The sequence below is a fragment of the Morganella sp. TYF_1 genome (assembly GCF_043105645.1).
GTDB classification, from domain to species: Bacteria; Pseudomonadota; Gammaproteobacteria; order Enterobacterales; family Enterobacteriaceae; genus Morganella; species Morganella morganii_B.
In genome coordinates this window covers 42,260-66,121 of the sequence record NZ_JBICLU010000001.1, presented here as the reverse complement: position 1 = coordinate 66,121, position 23,862 = coordinate 42,260, and the positions used below count along the sequence as shown (strand labels likewise).

Genomic DNA, 23,862 nt, shown 5'->3' with positions numbered 1-23,862 from the left:
GAATGATTTACCGATGAAAAAACTGACTCTGACCACCCTGCTTGAAAATATTTTCCTGTTTGCAGGCGGGGCGCTACTGGCCGCGTCCCTGCTGTTTTACGTGCTGGCCGACATGATGCTGAATAACCGTATGCTGCCGGACGGCAGCGGGATTCCGGCGGATTTTATCCGCGACAGCGGCACGGTGTTTATCTTTGTGACCGGCGCGGCGTTCAGTCTGACCGGCCTGATTTACAGCGGACTCAATGCCTGGAAAAAATTTGTCAGCGGCAAATCGGCAGCGGGGAAATCGGCATGAAACGTCTGTGTATTCTGCTGTTTTTTCTCTGTTTACCGGCAACCGCAGGCACTCTGGAGGACATCGCCGCCCTGGAGGCGGCCAAAGGGCAGAAAACCCGTGGCGGTGACACTGTCACCGCGCCCGCCCCGCTGCGCCGTGCCCCGGCACCGCGTCCGTATGCCCTGCCGGACGGGCGGACGGTCAACCTGAATGATTACACGCTGGTGCTGTTTATGCAGTCAGAGTGTATTTACTGCCGTCAGTTTGACCCGCGGCTGAAACAGTGGGCGGAGATGCGCGGATTTACGGTGTTTGTCTACAGCCTGAACGGGCAGGGCGACCCGTCTTTCCCGGATGCGATACCGGCACCCCCGACCGTGGTGCAGACCTTTTTCGGCAGCGGAATACCGGTGATGACGCCGACCCTGTTTCTGGTCGAGGTCAACACCCTGAAAACCGCGCCACTGGCACAGGGATTAACCCCGCTGCCGGAGATTGAAAACCGGCTGCACCGGACACTCGCGGCTGCACAGTAATCCGGCCGGTAGCGTTCTGTTGCCGCACCGGCTCTCTTCACTTTCCGTACCGGGCCTGCATCCCGGAACTTCCTGACATTATCAGCGGCGGTTGTCCGCCCGGAGAAATACAGATGAAAAAATCACCTGTCACTGTTGTGCACCCTGATTATCAGAAACGGTTACATGATGTGCTGGATCGTTCATTTATATTCCTGACAGCAGCGGTTGTTGTCTGGTGCTTACTGACCGCATTGTTTTATACGGCCTGGCCGGGTAATGACATTCCTGTGCCTGAAAATGAGATACGGATAAAAGATATGCTGAATGTGCTGATGTACGTCATACCGCTGACATTTGCAGGATTAGCAGCCGGACATCTGTTCGTGGCTCTGTTGAACAGCGTTGTTATACAGGCTGTTGATATCACGATTTCTGGTCTGCCCGTTCTGCTCCGTAAAATCATCCGCCGGGGGGAAAGTCATGAATAAACAGGTGCTTTCCCTGTTACTGGCCGGTTTTCTGTTCTCCGGCGCGGCGGCAGCGGATGTGAACGGTGATATGAATAAGTTTTTCAATAAGCTGGGATTTGACAGTAACGTCACCGGTGCCGCTGCATGGCAGGGACAGGCCGCCGGGTATGCCACCGGGGGCAATATCTTTCTGCGCAACCAGGTGAAACAGTTACAGGTGGTCTCCTTTACCCCGCCGTCCCTCAATGCCGGCTGCGGCGGCATTGATGCCTATCTCGGGTCATTCTCCTACCTCAACAGCGAACAGCTGACCCAGTTTGTGCAGCAGCTGATGACCAATGCCGCCGGATATTTGTTTGATCTCGCCCTGCAGACCACTGTTCCGGAGCTGAAACAGGCCAAAGATTTCCTGCAGAAAATGGCCTCGGACATCAACAGTACCAATATTTCCTCCTGTCAGGCAGCGCAGGGCATTATCGGCGGCCTGTGGCCGACCAACTCCGTCCAGAGCCAGAAAATCTGTCAGGACATTGCCGGGGAAACCAATATGTTCGCGGACTGGGCGGCTTCCCGTCAGGGTTGTACGGTCGGAGGGAAAATGGACGGCGCATTTGACAGGGCACCCGACAACATGAAAGACCAGGTGATGCGCAACAAAAACCTGATGTGGGAGGTGCTGAAAAAAAACAACATGCTCAGCGGGAATGATGAGCTGAAAGAACTGGTGATGAACCTCACCGGCACCATTATTTTCGGTAAAAAAGACGGGGATGTGCAGTTTATTATCCCGAAAGCCAACCGGCAGGACTTAATCAAAGCCCTGATGTACGGCGGACAGATCGAAATCATCGGGTGTGTGTCCACAGGTGACTGTCTGGAAACCCGCACCAAAACTATCACCGTCAGCGAGTCAAATGGTCTGAACCGGATGGTGAAAAAGAATATTCAGACTATCCAGGGAAAACTGCAGTCCGATACCGCGCTGTCTTCGCAGGAAAAAGGCTTTATCCAGAGTACATCGATCCCCATCCTGCGTTATCTCGTTGACCCGATGCAGCTGAATATCAATGCGCCCATATTACCGGCACTGTCTGACTATATTGCCTATGACATTTTGTTCCAGTATCTGCAGGAGCTGGTTGACCAGGCCAGAATGCAGATGAACAGCAGGAACTTTCCGGAAGAGTCGATGAAATCGTTACGGGACAATATTGCGGAGGCAACCCGCCAGCTGGAGTCCCTGCAGCAAACAGTGGAGGTGAAATCCAATGTGCTGATGGATCTGGACAGGCAGATGAGCTATCTGCGCCAGCAGACCTCAAGCCAGCTTCAGGAGCGTTTTCAGCAGAATTACCGGTTTAACATTGTCTCACCGGAACCGAAAGGGAGTAACGGCAATGGCGGTTGATACAGTCTATGTGATGGCAGGCGGTGCCTACATGGCACAGATTTTCAACGGTGTGGCAACGATGGTCGGCACTTCCGCGTGGGATTCCATGATGCGGATAGTGATGCTGATTTCCGGGATGAGTGCGCTGGCGGTCTATATGCGGTCGCATGACCCGAAAGAACTGGTGAAATTTGTCGCGTTCATCATTCTGATCACCAGTGTGCTGCTGATTCCGAAACGTTCCGTGCAGATTATTGACCGCAGCGACCCGACCGGCGTGTACCGTGTCGATAATGTGCCGCTGGGGCTGGCTGTTCCGGCGAAGTTTATCACCAGTATCGGTACGGATATCACCGAAATCTATGAACGTCTGTTCCATCTGCCGGACTCCCTGATGTACAGCAAAACCGGGATGCTGTACGGGGCGGATCTGGTCGGTCATGTCAGCGATGTGATGACGGTGAACGGCGACCTCGCGGAACTGATGGGGATGTATGTCAAAAACTGTGTGATAGGGGATATTCTGCTCAATCACAAATATTCTTTCCAGGAACTGATGAACAGCCGGGATCCGTATACCCTGATATTCCGGCAGCCGAGTCCGCTGCGCGGGGTGATGGTGCCGTACGGCAACAGTGAGGCACAGCAGGAGGGATTTTGGACATGTGAGATGCTGGCGAAAAATGTGCTGATGCCGAAGCTGGGGATCGACACCACAACCGGCGGAGCGACCTGGGAATATACCGTCCGCCGCCTGTTCGGCGGGGCTCCTAACGCGGATGTGCTGTATGCCACGCTGCTCGGTGACAGCTACAATTATTATTATCAGGGCGGACAGACCGCCGGTCAGCTGATGCGTACCTCGGTGGTGATGAATGCACTGCGCAACGGTATCAGTGCCTACAGCGCACAAAGCGGTGACACGGCCAGTCTGGTGAATCTCTCATCCTCATCGTCGTATAACAAAATGCGGTTAAGCTGGGCGACCTCCGGCTCCATCGGGGTGAAATTTCTGCCGCTGATGAACACGATCCTGCTGGCGCTGATTTTTGCGTTATTTCCGATCACCATTTTACTGGCGACAATTCACGCGCTGACCATCGGGATGCTGAAAAACTACATTTTCAGCATTATCTATCTTCAGTCATGGCCGCCGATGTTTGCCATTCTCAACAGTGCCGCCACCTTTTACCTGCGCGGCAAAACCGGCGGCACGGAGTTTAACCTCGCCAATCTGGCGTCTATACAGGAAATGCACAGTGATATCGGGCTGGTCGCGGGCTGGCTGACCCTGTCCATTCCGTTTATCGCTTACGGTATTGTGAAAGGCATGGGGTCAGTGGTCTCGCAGGCCGGTAACTACCTCGGCACGGCGATTAACAGCTCCGCCACTGCGTCATCATCCCAGGCGGCGGACGGGACATGGGCATTTAATAATATGCAGACGGACAATGTCTCCGGGAACAAATGGGATACCAACTATTCGCACCGTGAGGGGCAGACCACGCAGCAGCTTGCCAGTGGTGCCTCGGTAACACAGACGGCTGGGGGGCAGATGGTGTATGACAGTTCAACCGCCATGTCCCGTCTGCCGGTGTCCATCAAAGGCTCGAATGTCACGGCCAGCACGCTGCAGGATATGGCTCGTCGGGCAGATGTTCAGGCGTCCTCCGCCCAGCACGGTTACCAGAGCAGTGTGAACAGCGGCTGGAATCAGCTGAGTCAGTTCTCCGCGCAGACGGGTAACAGTGCGACACTGTCCTCGGGCACGGATTCCGGTATGACCGCGAACCAGTCACAGGCAGTGGCGAAAATGCAGAATGCGGTGAGTACGGTTGCGAAAAACCAGGGGATCTCCAAACGTGAAGCCTATGAAATGCTGATGAACAATCAGGTGAGCAGCGGGTATACGGCAGGTATTAAAGGAAGTGTTGGTGGCAATACCCCTGCAGTATTCGGAGTTAAAGCGGGTGGTGAAATTTATATAGATACTAATAAATCTGATCGTGACAGCGTCACAAAAGGCACCCAGGAGGGCGGCAGCCGGAATACCGATTACCATTACGGGCAGAATGTCCAGGCGCAGAAAGACTTCCGGGAAGGCTGGGATGTGCTGGAGAGTGAAAGGATTAGCCACGGCACCAGTCAGAACGATAATACCGCCAATTCTGATATTAACCAGTTTGCGGCCACCCTGTCAGTCAGCCAGAACAGTTACGACCAGTATATGACCAGCCGGACACGCAGTCAGGAATACAGCGAGATGGCCTCGCTGGCGAAAAGTCACAGCGCGCAGATTGACAGTAACTTTGACCAGCAGTTTGTGAACTATGTGATGGAGAAAGCACCGGACAGTGCAGACCGTATTCTGAGTGATACCGCATCCCCGGACGTTGCCCGCGAGCGTGACGCGCTGGCGAAGTCGTTTGCGGAAGAGCGGATAGTTCCTCAGCTGGAGTCGGAACATGCGGCGAATAAAGCGAAAGTCAGTGAACCGGACGTTGCTGACACCGGTATTGGTTCAGTATCGGCAGATCCGGCGACAAGTTTTGCGGAGAACAAGAGAAAAATTGAAAAAATGAGTGATGATGCAAATATCCGGCGGGATATTCCTGGTAAAGTGGCGGAGCAGCAGTCTGAAACTGAACGGCATATCCGTGATAACCGTGATAAGGTGGCGGGAGAAAAACAATCTCTTGATACTCAGAAAGTGGTCGCCGTGACGGAAAATCAGGTACAGCAGGTACGTCACACTGGGAATTTTAATCAGGCCAAAAATGAGCAGAAACTGAATCCTGAAGTCCAGGAACGAGATCAACAGGAACGGGAAAAATTATTAAGAGAACAAAGTTTCAGGCAACCCAGAAAGTATTAATATTTATCTAGGTTGTATATAAACTGACTCGGAATTTTTATAAGGAACTAATAAATATGGGAATATTTTCTAAAAATAAAAAAATAGAAAATGTATTTTCTTCTCATTCTACGGTCTGTTTTACCTCTTCGGTAATTCCACAACGAAAAATAATCACTAATTTAGGCATGATAAAGGCTAGTATTTCTCATCGTTTTTGTGGTGCTTACGATGGAGATGATAATTTAATACAGGACGAGTTAATAAAAAAAGCTAATAGTGTTGGCGGTAATGCAATTATAAATTTTAGGTATAAAACATTCCTCTTTCAGTCTGGTGGTGATGGATGGAATAATGCTTTTATTATTGCATATGGTGATGCTGTTCTTATTGATGGTTAATAGGAGCAAACGTCTATTGATTTTTTAAAATAGGGTGGGTAATGAGAATTAAAAAATATGTTTTCTTTTTTTTTATATTTTCTCTTGTAGGCTGTTCATCGGTTACAATGAATAACAAGAGGGAGTATAAAAATACATTATCTTATAAAACCAGTGCTTTTATTGCGGATTCTAACTGTTTTCAATCGTTAGGGATAATAAAAAACGGAGAGTACTATGAAAAAAACACTGGAATTCTGGAGTTTTATTATCAATCACGTTGTGATTTGCATAATTATTTTTCTGATGAGTGCAAAGATGAAGGTGGTGAATTGATATATGATGGAAATAATCATTATTGGTGTATAAAAAATGGAAGTCCCTTATGGGGGTATCAGCAGGGAGTGGTTTTAGAAAAATATAAATCTTCAAATCAGGTATGGTTAAGCTATATAAGAGAGAAAGGATATAAAACAAAACAAGAAAGAGAAACAGAAATAGCATTGGAGGGAAAAAATAATGATGAAAGATTAACTTTCTATAATACTCTGTTGGCAGGAACACCAGAGCGAGTTTTAAAGGCTGATATTGGAGATGCAATCTGTAAGATTGATGAAGTTTATAGTAATTCATGGCAATCTCCTGATGAGAGAATATATTATTTTGGTAATATTGAAAAGAAAGATAATAAGAAAATTTTAGTGCGATATTCCAGACATGGTAATAAAAACACATACTTTGATGATGTTAAAGGAAAAATAATCTGGGAATCCCCTCAAGGGTGGATGCTTTGTGAATAATCAATACTAACGCACTTCGTTTGTTAACAGTCCGTTTCCCCGGATAATAAATTTTACGGGGCAACAGACTGTCCCGTCTCAGGAGTTATTATTATGGCCGATGAAGCTGATATCTCTCAGGCTGAGAGCGATTTTTTGTTGTCTCTGCATTTAAATAAACGAACACAGTATCAGGGGGAAAGCGCGGAATACTGCACCGGCTGCGGTGAGGTGATTCCGGCTGTCCGCCGACGGGCACTGCCGGGTGTGCGGTATTGTGTTTTCTGTGCAGAACACCGTGAACGAACCGGCACCGGGTGATCCTTTTTATCATTTATTTTATCTCTCCGTTATAAATTTATTTTTCTGTTTTAATGACGCTGTATTCATGCCGGTGTGATACCACATGTCGTTATTTTTTATCCGCATCATGTTTCTCTTCTTTTAATCTCAGAGTGATAACATTATGAGTTCAACAAAACATATTACCCAGGGCGGGCAGGTATTCGGCTATATGCTCGGGATGTTTATGCAGGTGAATAAACGGATTTCATTTTACCTGATATTATTTTACCTGATTCTGACCCCGGTTATTTTTTATCTGAAAGTCCCGCTGCAGGAAATTAAAAACGGCGGCCTTTACTGGTGGTTATATTTTATGTCGCCGGGTGAAAAAGCCTTATACCGGGTGTCACCGGTTTATGATTTTAATTTTGACGGAACGGTGTACCACTTCACGTCAGCGAATATCTTAAAAGACCCGTACATGACCTACGCCGGGGATATTTTTCTGCAGGAACTCTGGTTATCCCTGTTCTGGTCTTCTGTTCTGGTGTTACTGCTGGCGTTTGTGGTCTATACCCTGCTGCACCGGCTGGGCGAAAAGCAGGCCAGAGACGAGACAACCGGCGGCCGTGAGCTGACAGAGGATGTCAGTGCCGTTGCCCGTCAGATGCAGCGCCGCCGTGAGGCGTCCCCCATCCGGATTGATAAGCTGCCGCTCATTCTCAACAGCGAAGTCAAAAACATGCTGATGCACGGCACGCCCGGCTCCGGTAAATCCAATACCATCAACAAACTGCTGCTGCAGCTGCGTGAGCGCGGCGATATGGTGATCATCTTCGACAAAGGCTGTTCCCTGGTTAAAAAGCACTTTAATGAAAACCGCGACAAATTACTCAATCCGCTGGATGCGCGCTGTGAGAACTGGGATCTGTGGCGCGAATGCCTGATAACCCCCGATTTTGACAGCATGTCCAATACCCTTATCCCGCAGGGCACCAGAGAAGATCCGTTCTGGACAGGATCTGCCCGGACCATCTTCACGGCGGTGGCAGCAAAGCTGAGAAACGACCCGGAACGTTCTTACAACAAACTGCTGCGCACCCTGCTGGCCATCGATTTAAAGGCGCTGCGGGAGTATGTGGCCGGAACCGAGGCCAGCAACCTGATGGAGGAGAAGGTCGAGAAAACGGCGATTTCCATCCGGGGCGTGCTGACCAACTACGTCAAGGCACTGCGCTACCTGCAGGGGATTGAGCGCAACGGCAAAGCCCCGTTTGCCATCCGTGAGTGGATGAAGCAGGCCAATGAACCGAAAAAACCGCACGGCTGGCTGTGGATCACCAGTAATGCCCGGCAGCACGAATCGTTAAAACCCCTGATCTCGATGTGGCTGGCACAGGCGGCCAACTGTGTGCTGGAAATGAACGAGAATCCGGAACGGCGTATCTGGTTTATCTATGACGAGCTGGCCTCCCTGCACAAACTCCCCGAATTACCGCAGGTGCTGTCCGAAGCCCGTAAGTTCGGCGGCTGTTTTGTGCTGGGATTCCAGAACAAGCCGCAGCTGGACTTCACCTACGGGGAGGATTATGCCGATGCGATGATGGATTTGCTCAACACACGGTTCTTTTTCCGCTCCCCTGACCAGAATGTGGCTATGTGGGTGCGTGACCAGCTGGGGCAGAAGCGGGCAAAACTCTTTAACGAACAGTACAGCTACGGCGCGGACACGGTGCGTGACGGGGTGTCGTTCTCCAAGCAGGAGGACGACAAGACCCTGGTGAGTTATTCCGATATCCAGAAACTGCCGGATCTGGAATGTTATGTCACCCTGCCGGGGGATTATCCTGTGGTCAGAATGAAAATGACCTATGAAAAAATCCGGCCGGTCGCTGCCGAATTTACTGAACGGGCACTCAATGACAGCCTTGAGCAGGACATCACCGCCCGGCTGGACGCCGGAGAGCAGGATGATCCCCGGCTGCAGCGTCTTCTGGACGGCAGCGGCACCCCGGCACCGGTGGTTTCTGCCGCTGTTCCGTCCGTGACAACACAGGTAACAACGGTCACTGCTGAAAACACCGCACAGACTGACTCCGCCGTGACCGGCGGCCGGGAGCATGACGAGCCGGACTTAATGGTAGACACCGCCACCGGTGAGATTGTTTATCCGGGGACAGACGAGCCGGATGCGGAGACCCGGGCCGCGATGTATGAGAACTACAGCGCCCTGCATCAGGAGGAGAAAAATATCGCGGTTCACCGCAGGGCGGAGCCGGATGATCATGACGAACATGAGCCGGAGGTGTGGTAATGCTGAGTGTCGCACCGATAGCCAAAAATGCCGAAAACTACTATACCGCACAGGATAACTATTACTTTCTTGGTCATGCCGGATCCCGCTGGCTGGGGAAAGGCGCGGAAGCGCTGGGGCTGACCGGGGAGGTCAGCAAAGAACAGCTGCGCGAGATACTGGCCGGGCGTCTGCCGGAGGGCAGCAGTCTGGAACGGATGGAAAACGGGAAAAACACCCACCGGCAGGGGCATGACCTGACCTTTTCCGCACCGAAGAGTGTGTCGGTTCTGGCGGTGGTGCTCGGGGATGAACGGATGATTTCCGCGCACAATGCGGCGGTGACCGCCGCCCTGAAAGAGACGGAGACACTGGCCTCCACGCGGGTGATGAAAGACGGGACGTCGGCACCGGCCATGACCGGCAATCTGGTGATTGCCGCGTTTAACCATGATACCTCCCGCGAACTTGACCCGCAGCTGCACACCCACGCGCTGGTGATGAACATGACAGCACATGAGGAGCAGTGGCGGACACTCTCCAGTGACACCCGGCACAAAAGCGGTTTTACGGAGGCGGTTTATGCCTCCCAGGTTGCGCTGGGACAAATCTACCGCCATGAACTGCGCAGACAGGTGGAATCACTCGGCTACCGGACACAGGAAACCGGTAAAAACGGATTATGGGAAATTGAAGGCGTGCCGGTCGCCCCGTTTTCGCTGCGGCGGCAGCAGATTCTGGACGCGGCAGGGCATGACGCTTCCCTGAAATCCCGGGATGTGGCCGCGCTGGATACCCGGCAGGCCAAACGGACACCGGACAAAGCGGAACTGCTGACGGAGTGGTATGACCGGCTGGACAAAAACGGCTTCGGCAGTGAGGAACGCGGCCGGTTTAATACGGCCGCGCAATCCCGTGAGCAGGACAGTCTCACCCCGCCGCCGTTACCGGCAGCACTGCAGAAAGCGGCGGATGCCGCGCTGACAGAGGCGGTGAACGCGCTCAGTGAGCGGCAGGTCAGTATGACCTACAGCGCGGTGCTGGCAAAGACGTTAAGCGGACTGGATGCCAGCCCCGGTATCATCACGGTGGTAAGAAATGCCATTGACCGGGCCATTGAACAGCGTCAGCTAATACCGCTGGACGAACAGAAAGGGCTGTTTACCTCCGCCGCCCACCTGACGGATGAGCTGACCCTGCAGCAGCTGGCCGCAGAGGTGCGGACAGAAAACCGCACCCCGGTGTTCCGGGTGCCGGAAACCGTCTTCACCGGCACCGCACAAAAACTGGCAGACACCCTGCCGAACGCGGCCGTGATTGACAGCCGGGGCAACCGGCAGATGCAGCGTGACCGGCTGGCGGAAACCGCCGCCGTCGCCCTGCAGCAGGGACGGACTGTTCTGGTGATTGAGGCGGACAGTAAACACACCCCGCAGCCGGTCAGCGGCACCCTGAGCACAGACAAACGCCGCTGGACAGAAAAACCCGCGCTGCCGGTGAACGGCACCGTGATTGTCACCGGCGCGGAAACCTGGTCACTGAAAGAGACGGTACAGCTGTTTGCGCAGGCAAAAGAGACCAATACCCAGATACTGCTGCTCGACAGTGCCGGTCGCAAAGGCACCGGGAACGCGCTGCGCACCCTGGAGGACGCCGGGGTTGTCCGGTTTGCGGCCGCCGGGAAACCGCCGGTACAGACAGAGATACACAGTATCGGGGACAAGCCGCAGCGTTATGCCGCCATGGCTGCCCGCTATCAGGCACTGCGCCGGGAGGGGGTGCCGGTCACGGTACAGGTGACGGGCACCCGCGAACGGGCGGCACTGACGGACGCGGTCAGGGCGGAACTCACCGCGCAGGGCGTATTACACGGCAGTCCGGTCAGTGTCACGCTGCTGACACCGGTGTGGTCAGACAGCAAAACCCGCCGGGACATCAGTCAGTACCGGGAGGGGATGGTACTGGAGCAGTGGCAGGACGGTAAAAAAAGCGCGGAGCGTTTTACCGTCTCCCGGGTGACACCGGCCACGCGGAGTGTGACGCTGAAAGACCGCCGGGGACAGTCTCAGGTGATAAAGGTGACGAAACTTGACAGCAGCTGGTCATTGTTTCATCCGGCACAGAAAGCCATTGCGGCAGGAGAAACACTGACCCTGCTGGCAAAACACGGGCGGATGGCCGCCGGTGACACCCTGACCGTCACCGCAGTGACGGACAGCACCCTGACGGCAGCGCATCGCGGCCGCCGGGTGACGCTGCCGCTCACGGCCGGTCTCAAAGCGGATTACGCTTATGTGACCACGCCGGGACAATCCCTGCCGGATAATCAGGTGGTGCTGGCCGCCGCGTCAGTCCGCGACACCCGGGCCGATTTTTTTAACACCGTTGCCCGCAGCGGGGAGAAAGTGGAACTGTTCACCCCGCTGGACAACACCGAAACAGACCGCCGCCTCGCCCGTTCGCCGCACTATCAGACTGTGGCCGCCCGACTCGGCACTGACCCGCAAAGCCCGGATACCTCCGTCAGACAGGCGGCAGCGCGTCTGTGGTCAGTGCCGGAGAAAGCGGTGCGGCAGGGCATTGTGTTAACGCAGGAAAATCAGGTGATGTTCTCTGTCACCGATGTGGTGGCAAAAACGCTGCCGCTGCACCCGTCCCTGACGGCGGAAAGCATCCGCCTGCAGACCGCCAGAATGGCGGCGACCGGTGAACTGATCCCGGTGCCGGGGTCGGGGAAAAATGAGTATGTGACGGCTGCCGCGTGGGAATCGGAAAAGCAGATTATCCGCGCCATCCTGCAGGGTAAGGGCACACAGCAGCCGTTTTTTGAGCGCGTGCCGGAGGCCATGCTGGCCGGACTGACCCCGGGGCAGCAGGCGGCCACACGATTAATTCTGGAGAGTACCGACCGGTTTATCGCCGTCCAGGGGTATGCCGGGGTCGGAAAAACCACTCAGTTTAAGGCGGTGATGCGCAGTCTGGATTTGCTGCCGGAAGCGTCCCGGCCGGAAGTCCGCGGTCTGGCACCGACACACCGGGCGGCGGGGGAAATGGCGGCAACCGGCGTGAAAGCGCAGACCCTGCAGTCGTTTCTGACTGATACCGCGCAGCAGCTGCGTAACGGGGAAACGCCGCGCTTTGACAATACCCTGTTCCTGATTGATGAAAGCTCCATGATTGGGAACCGCAACATGGCGGAAGTGGTGGCGGTGATTGAGGCAGGGGGCGGCCGTGCGGTCAAGAGCGGGGACACCGCACAGCTGCAGGCGATTGACAGCGGTACGCCGTTTGAACTGACACAGACCCGGTCCGCACTGGATACGGCGATTATGAAAGAGATTGTCCGCCAGACCCCGGCACTGAAACCGGCGGTGGAGGCGGTGATTGCCGGTCAGATGAAACAGGCAGCGGCACTGCTGGAAAACGTGTCCCCGGCTATCGTGCCGCGTCTGCCTGACGCGCATATCCCCGAAAAGTCGGTCATGCAGGCCGGAGAAGACGGCGTTATCCGCGATATTGTCCGTGACTACAGCAGCCGGACGCCGGAAGCCCGCGAAAAAACCCTGATAGTGGTACAGACCAACGCGGACAGGGCGGCGGTCAACGCCGGGGTGCATGAGGCACTGACAGCCGGGGAGGGCGTGCGTAAAGTCCGGATACCGGTACTGGTGCAGGAAAAAACACAGACGGCGTCCCTGCACTCGGTGGCCGGACTGGCACAGCATCACGGCAAAACCGTCCTCGCCGGGGATACCTATTACACCCTGATTGTCACGGAGCGTGACAACGCGGACGGTGTGGTGATGTTACGGGATGCGGATAACAGGGATATCCCGCTCTCTGCCTTTGAGAACAGCTCGCGGGACATACAGGTGTTCCGGACAGAAACCCGTGAGATGGCCGAAGGAGAGAAAGTGACATTCACCCGCACCGACCGTAACCGGGGGCGGGTGGTCAACAGCACCCGCACCGTCAGTCAGATACACGATGACGGCACCCTGACGCTGACAGACGGGCAGGACAGTATCCGGATTAACCCGGCGGAGCCTGCTGACCGGCATATTGACTACGGTTATGCGGGTACGGCGCACAAGGCACAGGGGGCGAGTGAGGAGTATGTGATTGTGCTCGGCGGCGTGACCGGCGGCCGTCGGCCGCTGGCCTCGCGGCGTAATGCCTATGTGGCACTGTCCAGGATGAAAACCCATGTGCAGGTGTACAGCGATAACCTCGAAAAGTGGCTGGACAAAACCGGCAGTAATGCTGCCCGTCCGACCGTGCATGATTTACTGATGGCAGACAGTGACCGGGCGGCCGGGACCGGTAACCTGCTGTACGCGGGGGCAAAACCCCTGACGGACACGGCCGTCGGCCGTGCCCTGTCCCGTGAGCTGGGGCTGACCGCAGAGAGTACCGCCCGCTTTGTGTACGGCAGTCAGAAATACCCGGAGCCGGGTGTGGCGTGGCCGGTGTATGACCGGCACGGCAGACCGGCGGGTACGCGGATAACGCCGGTGCTGCTGAATGAACAGGGGCACCTGAACGGTGCAGGGCAGGAACAGCGCCGTGTCGGTCGTGAGGAAGCCGTCTGGATGGTACTGCAGCGCGGCAGTAACGGAGAGACACGGATTGCGGAGAGCATGACAGAGGCGCTGGCTCAGCTTAAACAGACCCCGGACAGCGGTGTGGTTGTCCGGCTGCAGCCGGAGGAGCCGGTGAATGCGGCGGTGATGCGTAAACTGACCGGCGGGCTTCCGGCTGACCTCAGTGTGCCGGACATGCTACGTGCCGGTGTCCCGGCAGCGGATGACCCGATAACCCTGAAAACAGCGGAGGAGCAGCGCCGTGAGGCCGAACTGAAAGCCGCCGCATTACCGGAGAAAGCAGACACCGTCCGTGATACGCCGCCGGATGCCCGTCTGGACGCGGAAATTGTCCGTGAACAGCAGCGTCTGCAGTCACAGGAAAACACGCATGACCGGAAAGCGGCCGTCAGCCTGGATGAAATTCTCCGGCAGGAACAGTTACACCGTATGCGGCAGACGGAACAACTGCAGCAGGCCGAAAAAGACATCATCAGAGAAAGAGAGCCGGTGAGAGAAAAAGAGATCGGGGAATAGCCCCGGTTAATCCCGCCCGTTCCCGGAAAACACCGCCAGCCTTACTGTTCAGTCAGTTACCCTGTTTTCCAGGCACAAATCAGTCAGAACGTGATCCGAAATCGGATAAATGACCGTAAAGATTGCGGGAAGTGCGGCTGAGTGCTAAATTAAGCGGCATTAACGAATTTTTTGGTTGTCACGCCGAAAGGTGACATAAAGGGACGTAGGCACAAAGAACCGCGCCGAACCCAAAAGAAAAGCCCTGCAATCTTCATCTAACTTGGCGGAAAGGTAAGATTAACAGGGCTGTCCAGAGTGATTCCATCAGGGGTATTGTTGAACTCCTGATGGGGAGTATAGAATTATGCCGAGAAAAATTCAACTCCTGCGGCACAACATAAGCGCAGGAGAATGTGTCTGATTCCCTGACACTTCGTACCCCGGTGAACGGTCATAAAATTCACCGTCATTATCTGCCTGTCTTTAAAGGTAAATTACCGGCCATTGCGGCGGTGCGCCGTTTTTCGGCGGCACTGTCGCGTCATGACTGGAACCGGAATCCCCATATTTATAATCTGCGCTGTGAACGTAACCAGCGGGTGTCTGTGCGTTCCGAGCGCCGGGAAACCTGGTATGCGCTGGCGCTGGCGATGATAGCCAATGCGGACTATAACCCGGACAGTGAGGCGCTGTTTGAGGTGATGTGTCCGGTGGAAACACTGGCCGCGCAGTGCGGTCAGCTGCATCAGTATGAGAACGGCCGCAAAAGCTATGATCCGGTACTGCACGCGCTGCACGACTGGGAGGCCGCTAACCTGATAATCATCCACCGTGATTTTGACCGTGAGGCGAAACAGTACAAGGCGATGCGCATCTGGCTGCGGCCGGAGTTTTTTGCCGGGCTGGGATTTGGACTTGCAGCACTGCGTGACATTGTCACGCGCTTCCGGCGCTGGATGGAGCGCAAAGGGCTGCGGGAAGAATACCAGAAACGGTATGCCCGTCATGTGCTGCGCCTGAGCCGCTCGAATGTCGCGTCACTGGATAACCGGCACACACTGAAAAACCTGCTGAAAAAGCTGCGCCGTCTGGTGACCGGAGATGATGAGGCACTGGAAAGCGAAAAGAAACACCTGGAAAAAGCGCTGAAAGAGAAGAAAGCACAACTGAAAGCCTCCCGTCCGCAGGACGATACACTGGGGGATGCCTGGCGGCTGTATGAGCGCTGGAAACAGATAAACCCGGTGGCTGTTGTCCGTGCGCTGGAGCAGCGGATAAAATCGCAGTTCCCTGCGTTGCACGGCGAGCTGCTGTATCAGTGTTACCTCGATAACCTGCCTGACCATTAATCCAGTCCCTGTCTGAACTGACCGCCTTCCCGGCGGTTTTCGTGCTGATTCTTTGCCTGAAATGCCCTGTTTTTATGTCCCGGACAGGTACTTTTTTTACCTGCGGAGCGCGTGGCGGTGTTATCACACCCGGTAATTGTGCATAATACAGTCAGTTAATTTCGTATGATATGAAACAGCACCAGTTAACTTCGTACAGACTATAGTGAATCAGGTTAAATTCGTTCTTAGCTTCTGAACTAAACGTCCTTTTTTAATAAAAAGGAGATTGGGCGCGTTTTTTTAAGCGCACCCATCAAATAAACACCAGATAATGCCTTCGCTCACAGGGAACTAAGTTCCCGCCGCTCAGAATGGTGAGGCTTCAGGTTCAGTGGACTATTCCCCGTAATACTGCGCAAGCGCAGCATAACGCGCAGTACAGCCGGGCACGCCCGGCCAACTGCGGCCAAAGGCGGGAATATGAAATAACAGAACGGTTTTACAGCTGAGATATTCATGCAGGGCGGGGGAGGGTATGCGAACTATAACAGCCTGTCACCGGCGCTGCCGGGCTGCGGCGGCTATCCGGTCATAGTGATATTTTCAGTAATTTTTGCCGCCTGACATGCGCTGACGCGCATAAGAACAGTATAGCCAGGTACCACAGGCGAGCATGCTCTCAATGACTTATTTAGTCCATTCGGGGAAGGCAAAACAGCGTTTGATGAGTAGTTGGTTCCAGTCGTCATCAATCTGAAAGAGACGTTTTGCGGGCGGGGAATATACATCACCAGATTATAGCAGGAGGCAGTGTCTGAGGGACATTGTGCGAAAACGTATGAAGAACAGGTTGCGGGTATTTAGTGGTATAACGCACAATATAAGCGAATAACTGTCAGGTTATTATACGATGCAGATATGCATATTGACGTTATCATAAATCATAGTTGTATTTTTTAAAAAAATTCACTTTCTTCGTGTTTTCTCGGGTTTGATTTCCTGTTTTTTTGATTTTTATGGTTGCATAATACGAGTGGTGAAGGTGAATACAAATATTATTTGTGATGGTGACCTTCGGTTGTATGACCATTACGCGGTAAACATAATTACAAATTTCAATAATAATTAAACCCGGGTCTTACGGTTATTTTTTATAACGCAGGGTAAGGGGTTTATGATATTTAATTATGACCCAATGCATTTTTGACTATTTTTCAGTAAGTGTATTATGACAGAATGATGCTATTCCATAATCCGGCATCATATCTGCCAATGATATGATTGATAAAACCGCTGCGTACAGAGGTCAACACAGAAGAATCGTGGCGATATAACAATCCAAATATTAACTAACTATGTGATAAATAATATGAATGATATATCAGCCATCGTCGGTAAGAGAATAAAGGAAATAAGGCAGTATAATGGCATGAATATTAGTGACATTGCCGAGAAAACAGGATTGTCTCATCAGCAGTTATCCCGTTATGAACGTGGTGTTAATAAAATATGTGCAGATACGCTGTATAAAATAAGCCTGGTTTTTGAATGCAGCGTTAATGATTTATTCTCTGATTTACCTTTTCGTGAAAGAATATTAGAAAATAATCATTTTTATAATGATACATCAGCTATGATTGATGATTATTTCCATGGTGTAAAATCGGGAAATCCACTCTGAATAAATGAATATCAATCAGGGTGTAATATAATATCGTAATTAGCTAGTCATAAAGTGGTTAATTGCAAAAATAAACACATTGTTGTTTTGTTTTTAATCAATTGACAACTGAGATAACAGATTACTGAATTATTTTTATCACCAAAGTAATGTGTTTGTTTATATAAAACACGAATAAACCTGCCGGACCAGTCTTCCTGACGGGTAAATGAGCCACTTCTCATTTACCCGTTTTTTTATGTCATTTCTGTTTGTAACCGGACACTTTAATTTTCTTTGAGGTTTTTGGGTAATATTTTGTTCATTTCTCTGCGCTGTGCCGTTGTTAATCCGTATCCTTCCGGCAGTTCTGCTGCTCGGTGTGACAGGGCGATAAGCCAGTCCCCTAACCAGATCGTATTACCGGAAACGGTATTGTCTGAAGAAAAGAAAGCAGGGTCACCGGCGGCGGATGAAGGCGTAAAAAGCGGCGCTCCCGGATTCATTTTACTCTGAGGTCGTTCATCCGGATGGACAAAACTGTAGCCAAGCCAGGCGACAAACTCATTAAGTACCCGGGCCGCACAGCAAACGCCGGCAACGGCATTATTTTCCAATCCTTCCAGTGTCTGTGCCAGGTGATCCTGTAAATTTGCCTGATAACCGGCCTGAATCAAAATCTGGCAGAGCATGCTGAGCTCGTTGTCTGTCAGCCCGCTGCGTTTTCTCAGTGTTTTGCTGAAGCCTTTTTTCCGGATATGGTTAACCCATAGCTGCCAGGCCTTGGTCGTAAACCCGCCGGACTTATTTTTACCGGCTGCCGGTTCTTCATCCGGGAAATAAATGGTACCCGGAAACACGGATGATTCATCCTGTGATGACGTATAGGTTAATGCGCCCAGTAACGTTTCATCAATCATCAGGCCATCCAGTAATTCACCATGGCGATCAGAACGGGTTTGTAATGTCCGGATAAGTGCATGAATGTCATGTTCACTGAACGGTGTATTACGGAACAGAAAAGCCAGGTGTGAGCAAAGCTGTGATGCGTCATTTTCCTGTTGCAGCAGGAGATCAGTATCATCACGCTGCTGATAAAAATCACTGAACGTGAAGAAAGGATCATCCGGAATAATCACGGTATCCCGGCGTGAAGAGTGGGCAACAGTCAGTGTGATTTCCCGGCTTATCTCAAACAGGCTCTGGCGTGATAATGGCACGACAGATAACGGAACGCCGTCAGCCAGCGGGCACAGCGGAATATCATCAAAACAGGCCGGATATTCTCCTGTGGTTAACGGATCTGACATCAGACCGGATGAAATAACGGTTCTTGACGGCGCAATAACCTGACGGGCATTTTTCACCGTATTTTTAGCCTGCAGATACCGGAGCCACTCAGTCGTGGCCGACAGATCGCCGCCCCAGAAAAATGACAGTAAGTCGGTCAGATCATGTTTGCTGAGAAACGGAACGAGTTCACTTATCCGGAGTATCAGGGCGGCAGAAAGCGGCAGAGAGGCGGGCTGGCATTTTTCCCGGAAACTGATAAGGGATAAAAACTCAGCAGGATCGAGAATCTCCTGAGCTTTTTGTAATTTACGCTCTTCCAGCTCTGTTATTTTATACCGGAGAGTCTCTTCCTGTATCGCGGCGGGATAACGGGTGATCAGCTGGCAGGCCTTCTCTGCAGGGCTCATCAGCAGGAATGTCAGTGTATAAGGACCGTAACACTGTGGCTGTGAATCTGTAAACCTCACAGCCAGAGAGGTATTTCTGAGATTAGGCAATATATCTGCCTGATAATCCAGCGTTATATTATCCAGCATAATATTAATGCACTGATGATCATTTGCCACATGCGCAATCAGCTCATCAGAGAAAGGTACCGGTGTGGTACTGCGAAGGATATGATCCTGAGTGACCGGTACCGTTTCTGAATGACTGAGGCTCAGTTTGTATCGCAGTAAACGATCGATAAGGATATCGGCTTCATTATTCAGCCAGATATTATCCGGACGGAGAGTCTGTATCCGGTTAATTAATGTATTGAATTTAGTCATCATTATTGAAATAAGTTTCCGCTGTCGATCCAGTATTCCCGGTTGGCTGTATTACTGTCTGTCAGTGTATGCAGCGATAAACGTAAACATTCCGGTGTGATTGATTTTCCGCTCTGAAGTGTTGCGTCTTTCAGTGTAAATACGTCATGACCGGCTTCCCGTAACAAACGGACATGCAGAATTTCGCCCCCGGCAAGCTCTCTCGCCAGATTCGGATCTGAGATGGTCAGCTGATATAACGGTGTCGCAGGCCATTCAGGGTTATCTGCCTGCCGGAACCCCAGCCGGATATTTCCGCGGATCGGAATATCGATGACTTGCGGAAAACTGCCGTCATCGTTTTGCTGATAACAGATGTTTTCATTACTGAGTAAATTATTTTCATCGAGCACCCCCATATAGCGGAGAGTCGAATCTGACGTGATATTCCCGGGCGTGATATTGAATCCGGGAAGACGGAGATCTGTTGCAAGATGAAAAATCGTGGCGCCGAGCAGGGCGGTAATTTTACCGTTTTCACCGCCTTTTTTCGGGCAGAACGGAAAATCACTGTGCAACGGATAATTCTGCATCATGATGATGCGTACCGATGGTACCGGCTGGCGGCGGCGGAAATACGTTTGTATTCCGGGGAGGCTGCCGGGTTGTCCTGAAATTAAAAGGACATCACAGCGGTAATATTCAATGATTTCACATAACGATTTCAGCACGCCGGTAAGAGAAAGCTGACCGGTTAATGCGGCATGATTGAGTGATTCAGGATCGCTGTACAGAGGAATATTCAGAACATTTAATGTCCCCCCGGATAACCTTACGGTCTCTTCAATATATGCCAGTACGTGTGGTGACGGTAATGTCGCCAGCAATTCACCGAATGTGGTATTAACGGTACGACCGTGTTCCCACGCATTCAGTAATGCATGGCCGAGCGGTATGATCAGCTGTAATGAGACCTGCTGGCGTAATGTGCCCTGATCATCAAATCGTCCCTGAGCCTGAAATAGCTGTTGCATGACGCTCCTGCTGTTACTGACCCCGGCCTGTGCGATGGCTTTTTCAAATGCAGGCAGAATTTCACGGCGGATAATATCAAGCAGAAGATCATCCCCGGCACATTTAAATCCCTCGCGGAACAGCAGCTGCGGTGTGATTTTTATGTTACTGCTTAATTGGGTGTCGAGGTCATAACGGGTTATCGCCAGATCCGTTGTTCCGCCGCCGATATCAATTGCAGCGATACGTAATGATTTGCCTTTGATTTCCCCGTTGTCATACCGGCGATCCGGGCGGCCGAGCAGTCCGAATAATTTATCAATTTTCCCGCCATAGCGGCGGCTTTCGTTATATATCCAGACTAACTGGCTGCAGGACGCTTCATCCCAGTTAAATGAGAATGAGGGAACAGGATATAAACTCTTCGCTTTGTCTTCCTGCAGGGTGAATCCGGCATCCTGCGGATGCCATGACAGGCTTTTCCAGACCAGCGAGATGGCATCACTCATATACTTATAGAAATGCTTTTGTTCTTCATACGGCATTGCGGACGGCAGTGTCAGAATGATATGACGTAACTGTCTCGGGGCATTGCGGTGCCCTTTTTTCTGACGTGCCGCCACATTATTCATTTGCACTAATGCCTGTGAGATCAGCTCACTGAGCATTAATGTCATCAGAGAGGCCCGGCTGTAACGCGGGGTAAATACCGGTAAACGTACCTCTGGCGTCAGGGTATGCAGGGGGATCCCTTCATCATTCATCAGCAGCATGGACGGCGCGGCAATAGCCGGCGCTTCTTTCCGGCGACCGCTGAAACGCCATGGCTGACTGACCGGCGCTGAATCCCATAAATAGCGGCGCGGACTCGAGATACCGCTGTATCCCTCACTGCCGGCGCGCTGATGCATTAACTGTTTTGCCTCATCCCCCAGACGGACAATCGATGGCCACTGAAATGCATTTTCACGACCGCTTTCGAGAGAAAAATGCGATTTACCAAACTGCGCTTCGTTAAACTCAAGTCTGCTGGAAAAAAGCGTATCACTGATAAGATACGGCTGACTGAGTGAGCGCAAACGCAGCTCTTCACACTGACGGAAACCATCATTTTCCTGTTGGTGATCTTCTGCCAGCATGCCGCAGGTATGGGTACTGCCGACATCCAGAATCAGATCAACCGGAATGGCCGGGGTATACAGTGTTCCGCTGCTTAAAAGAACATCAGGCAAAGCAAGGTGATCTGCCATCATATGAAGAATGTTCAGATAATGAGCCTGATATTCAAATAATTTCAGTGCGGATGCGACTTCCTGTTCAGTACGATCTTCATGCTGCTGAACATAGCTCAGAAAGACTTCACGCAGCCAGCCGTCAATCCACGTATTATCAAGGAATGCGGCGATATCATCATTTTCCCGTACGAATGAAAAACGGATACCGTTATCGATGTCAGACTGAACCGGGGCGAGAAGCGGGTCGGCATCATTTTCATGAAGTGTGCGGGTATCAAACGCAATGCTTATCCGGATGTTATTTCCGGCGGCGTCCGGCTCGTTAAGCCGGTTTATCTGAATGCGTGACCAGTTATCAGGACCGGATGCGGATGTATTCCCGGTCTTGCCTCTGAGCCAGGGAACTGGCAGCCACTGACCTTCGGATACCGAGAGTGAATCAGCTAGCAGAATGGCACTTTCCGGTCTGACACGCTCTGCCGTTTCGCCCTGTGATGACGGGATAGTAAATGTTCCGTCATTTTCATCGTGATGAAGATGCAGGAGCGGGCCGTTGGCGGTCTGACGGACAAAATAGCCTTTTTTATCTGAGTTTTCCGGCAAATACAGGCCAAAATCGAGAAACTGGATGCCACTGTCGCGGATCAGCGTTACATCGGGTTTATAATGAATAAGGTCGGTTAACATCGTTATTATTTATCCATAATTTTTTTGAATGTAAGCTGAGATGACTCGTTATCGGACCATTTCGCCTGACAAATTGCGACGGAATCGGTGCCCTGCTTGCAACTGATATCCGGAATAGTTTGCTGGGAACCATCATTGCACCGTGCCCGCAGTGTGCGGCTTTTTACGGACAGTGTCCCGGAAGGCAGCAGGCCGGCAGAAACAGGGGCCTGGCATGACTTATTTCCGTCATTAAGGTGTATATGACCTTTACCATTCATTATCTGCAGACGCACAGAAGGGTAAGTCTCCGGTTTCGCGGTTTCACCAAAGAAAACAGCCTGCCAGTTACCGTTCAGAAATTTAACCGAGCCGGCTCTGACTGAGTTGGGGAAAAGGATCAGGGTATCTTTATCCTGTACCGGTTCTGCCGGGAGGATCTCAGGTGCAGCCGGTTCAGGCGGTAATGCTTCCGGTTCCGGCGCTGCCGGAGCGGTCACAACGACCGGTTTTGCAGACGAAATGGTTTTCATCACGGTTGATAATGTACTTTCTATCACCTCAGAAAGGAGAGGCTGAGGCGCTTTTTCCGGTTGTTCTGTCTGCTGTTCAGGCTCTGCCGGGCGGAGTTCAGTTCCGCTGTTTTTATTCTCTGACGGTGTATAAAACAGAGGCAGCGATAATACAGTAGCTCCCGCGATAAGCAGGACGGTCAGCACGGCATATTTAACCGGGAACCTGCGTTTTTTACGGGTTTCTGGTTCTGCCGTTTTTACGGGTTCTTCATCCGGTACGTTACAGGTCTGCGACAAACTGACAACGAGCGGAGGCGATTCTTCAGAATCCGGTTCACCGGGATGTTCGTCTGCGGCCTGCTCATCACTCAGTTCACTCTGCTTCGCCTGCACTGCCGACTGTATCAGTTGCTGCTGGCGCTCTTCCTCTTCCCGCAGAATAATATCGAGCATACGGGCATCCGAATGCAGAGGAAGTGAAGAAAATCCCCAGAATTCAATGACCGGTTTATCATCCAGCAACCAGATATGCTGTACACCCGGAAATTGCAGAACATGTTTGAGTAATGACGCAAAAAGTCTGAGGGAAATATTCTCCGCACTGCCGCAACGCAGCCGGAAAGCGTCCAGTTCGGCGTGGCGTTCCTGTAAATAGCTGATGAGGTGTAAACGCTGCGGATGGCTGATATGCGTCCATGATGTCAGTGTTCCGTGACGGGGGGCATACCAGTCAATACGGTCACTGTCACTGTGGCATTGCGGTATTGCCAGACAATTGGCTGCATCATGAAAGCCCTGTAATCGCAGGGCCTCACGTATTTGCAACGCGGAATCAAAGACTGTTTGGCCGTTTTCACCTAACGGCAAATAATCGCTGCGTCGACCGCTGCGGAGAAAAGGTTTTACCACGTGATATTATTCCGTTATTGACGATAAAAAAGAAAACGCTGAGATGCGTTATTTTACCGTCTTTTATAGCGGAAATAAGACTATATGATAGTGCTAAAAGTGCACGAAATTGCCGTCACTAATCGTGATTGTAATTGAT

The 23,862-nt window shown here is 52.0% G+C and carries 15 protein-coding genes; 12 read left to right on the top strand and 3 right to left on the bottom strand.

The window, feature by feature from the left end:
• Positions 1 to 13: 13 nt before the first annotated feature.
• From ACF8OF_RS00300 to ACF8OF_RS00245, 12 genes are all read left to right on the top strand, one after another.
• Positions 14 to 298 (top strand): hypothetical protein, encoded by a 285-nt coding sequence (locus ACF8OF_RS00300; RefSeq protein ID WP_392495338.1) that lies wholly within the window; start codon positions 14 to 16, stop codon positions 296 to 298.
• Positions 295 to 816 (top strand): type-F conjugative transfer system pilin assembly thiol-disulfide isomerase TrbB, encoded by a 522-nt coding sequence (gene trbB / locus ACF8OF_RS00295; protein WP_392495337.1) that lies wholly within the window; start codon positions 295 to 297, stop codon positions 814 to 816. Before ACF8OF_RS00300 ends, trbB begins: the two co-directional genes overlap by 4 nt.
• A 113-nt stretch (positions 817 to 929) precedes the next feature.
• A complete protein-coding gene (locus ACF8OF_RS00290; protein WP_392495336.1) occupies positions 930 to 1,286 on the top strand; it encodes a hypothetical protein in 357 nt (118 codons plus the stop codon).
• Complete coding sequence (gene traH / locus ACF8OF_RS00285) at positions 1,279 to 2,676, top strand: conjugal transfer pilus assembly protein TraH (protein ID WP_392495335.1); 1,398 nt, start codon at positions 1,279 to 1,281, stop codon at positions 2,674 to 2,676. Before ACF8OF_RS00290 ends, traH begins: the two co-directional genes overlap by 8 nt.
• Complete coding sequence (gene traG, locus ACF8OF_RS00280; RefSeq protein ID WP_392495334.1) at positions 2,666 to 5,533, top strand: conjugal transfer mating-pair stabilization protein TraG; 2,868 nt, start codon at positions 2,666 to 2,668, stop codon at positions 5,531 to 5,533. The genes traH and traG overlap by 11 nt, the downstream gene beginning before the upstream one ends.
• A 56-nt stretch (positions 5,534 to 5,589) precedes the next feature.
• Positions 5,590 to 5,913, top strand: coding sequence for a hypothetical protein (locus tag ACF8OF_RS00275; RefSeq protein ID WP_392495333.1), 324 nt, complete (start codon positions 5,590 to 5,592; stop codon positions 5,911 to 5,913).
• Positions 5,914 to 5,954: 41 nt separating this feature from the next.
• Entirely contained in the window at positions 5,955 to 6,692 is a 738-nt protein-coding gene (locus ACF8OF_RS00270) for a hypothetical protein (RefSeq protein WP_392495332.1), read from the top strand.
• Positions 6,693 to 6,785: 93 nt separating this feature from the next.
• Positions 6,786 to 6,992, top strand: coding sequence for a TraR/DksA C4-type zinc finger protein (locus ACF8OF_RS00265; RefSeq protein WP_392495331.1), 207 nt, complete (start codon positions 6,786 to 6,788; stop codon positions 6,990 to 6,992).
• A 145-nt stretch (positions 6,993 to 7,137) separates the two neighbouring features.
• A complete protein-coding gene (traD, locus tag ACF8OF_RS00260) occupies positions 7,138 to 9,270 on the top strand; it encodes a type IV conjugative transfer system coupling protein TraD (protein ID WP_392495330.1) in 2,133 nt (710 codons plus the stop codon).
• On the top strand, positions 9,270 to 14,369 hold the full coding sequence (gene traI, locus ACF8OF_RS00255) for a conjugative transfer relaxase/helicase TraI (RefSeq protein WP_392495329.1): 5,100 nt from the start codon (positions 9,270 to 9,272) through the stop codon (positions 14,367 to 14,369). The genes traD and traI overlap by 1 nt, the downstream gene beginning before the upstream one ends.
• Before the next feature lie 395 nt (positions 14,370 to 14,764).
• Entirely contained in the window at positions 14,765 to 15,700 is a 936-nt protein-coding gene (locus ACF8OF_RS00250; protein ID WP_349467795.1) for a hypothetical protein, read from the top strand.
• A gap of 1,351 nt (positions 15,701 to 17,051) precedes the next feature.
• Positions 17,052 to 17,363, top strand: coding sequence for a helix-turn-helix domain-containing protein (locus ACF8OF_RS00245; protein ID WP_274371329.1), 312 nt, complete (start codon positions 17,052 to 17,054; stop codon positions 17,361 to 17,363).
• 266 nt (positions 17,364 to 17,629) lie between these two features.
• On the opposite strand, the gene ACF8OF_RS00240 is transcribed toward ACF8OF_RS00245, so the two are convergent.
• The 3 genes from ACF8OF_RS00240 to ACF8OF_RS00230 are packed head-to-tail and all read right to left on the bottom strand — an operon-like array spanning position 17,630 to position 23,723.
• Positions 17,630 to 19,408, bottom strand: a complete 1,779-nt coding sequence (locus tag ACF8OF_RS00240; protein WP_349467796.1) for a virulence factor SrfC family protein — start codon at positions 19,406 to 19,408, stop codon at positions 17,630 to 17,632.
• The gene (locus ACF8OF_RS00235) at positions 19,408 to 22,320 is read right to left on the bottom strand and encodes a virulence factor SrfB (protein ID WP_274371331.1); all 2,913 of its coding nucleotides are present in this window, start codon (positions 22,318 to 22,320) and stop codon (positions 19,408 to 19,410) included. The genes ACF8OF_RS00240 and ACF8OF_RS00235 overlap by 1 nt, the downstream gene beginning before the upstream one ends.
• 5 nt (positions 22,321 to 22,325) lie before the next feature.
• Positions 22,326 to 23,723 (bottom strand): SrfA family protein, encoded by a 1,398-nt coding sequence (locus ACF8OF_RS00230; RefSeq protein ID WP_349467798.1) that lies wholly within the window; start codon positions 23,721 to 23,723, stop codon positions 22,326 to 22,328.
• Positions 23,724 to 23,862: the final 139 nt, after the last annotated feature.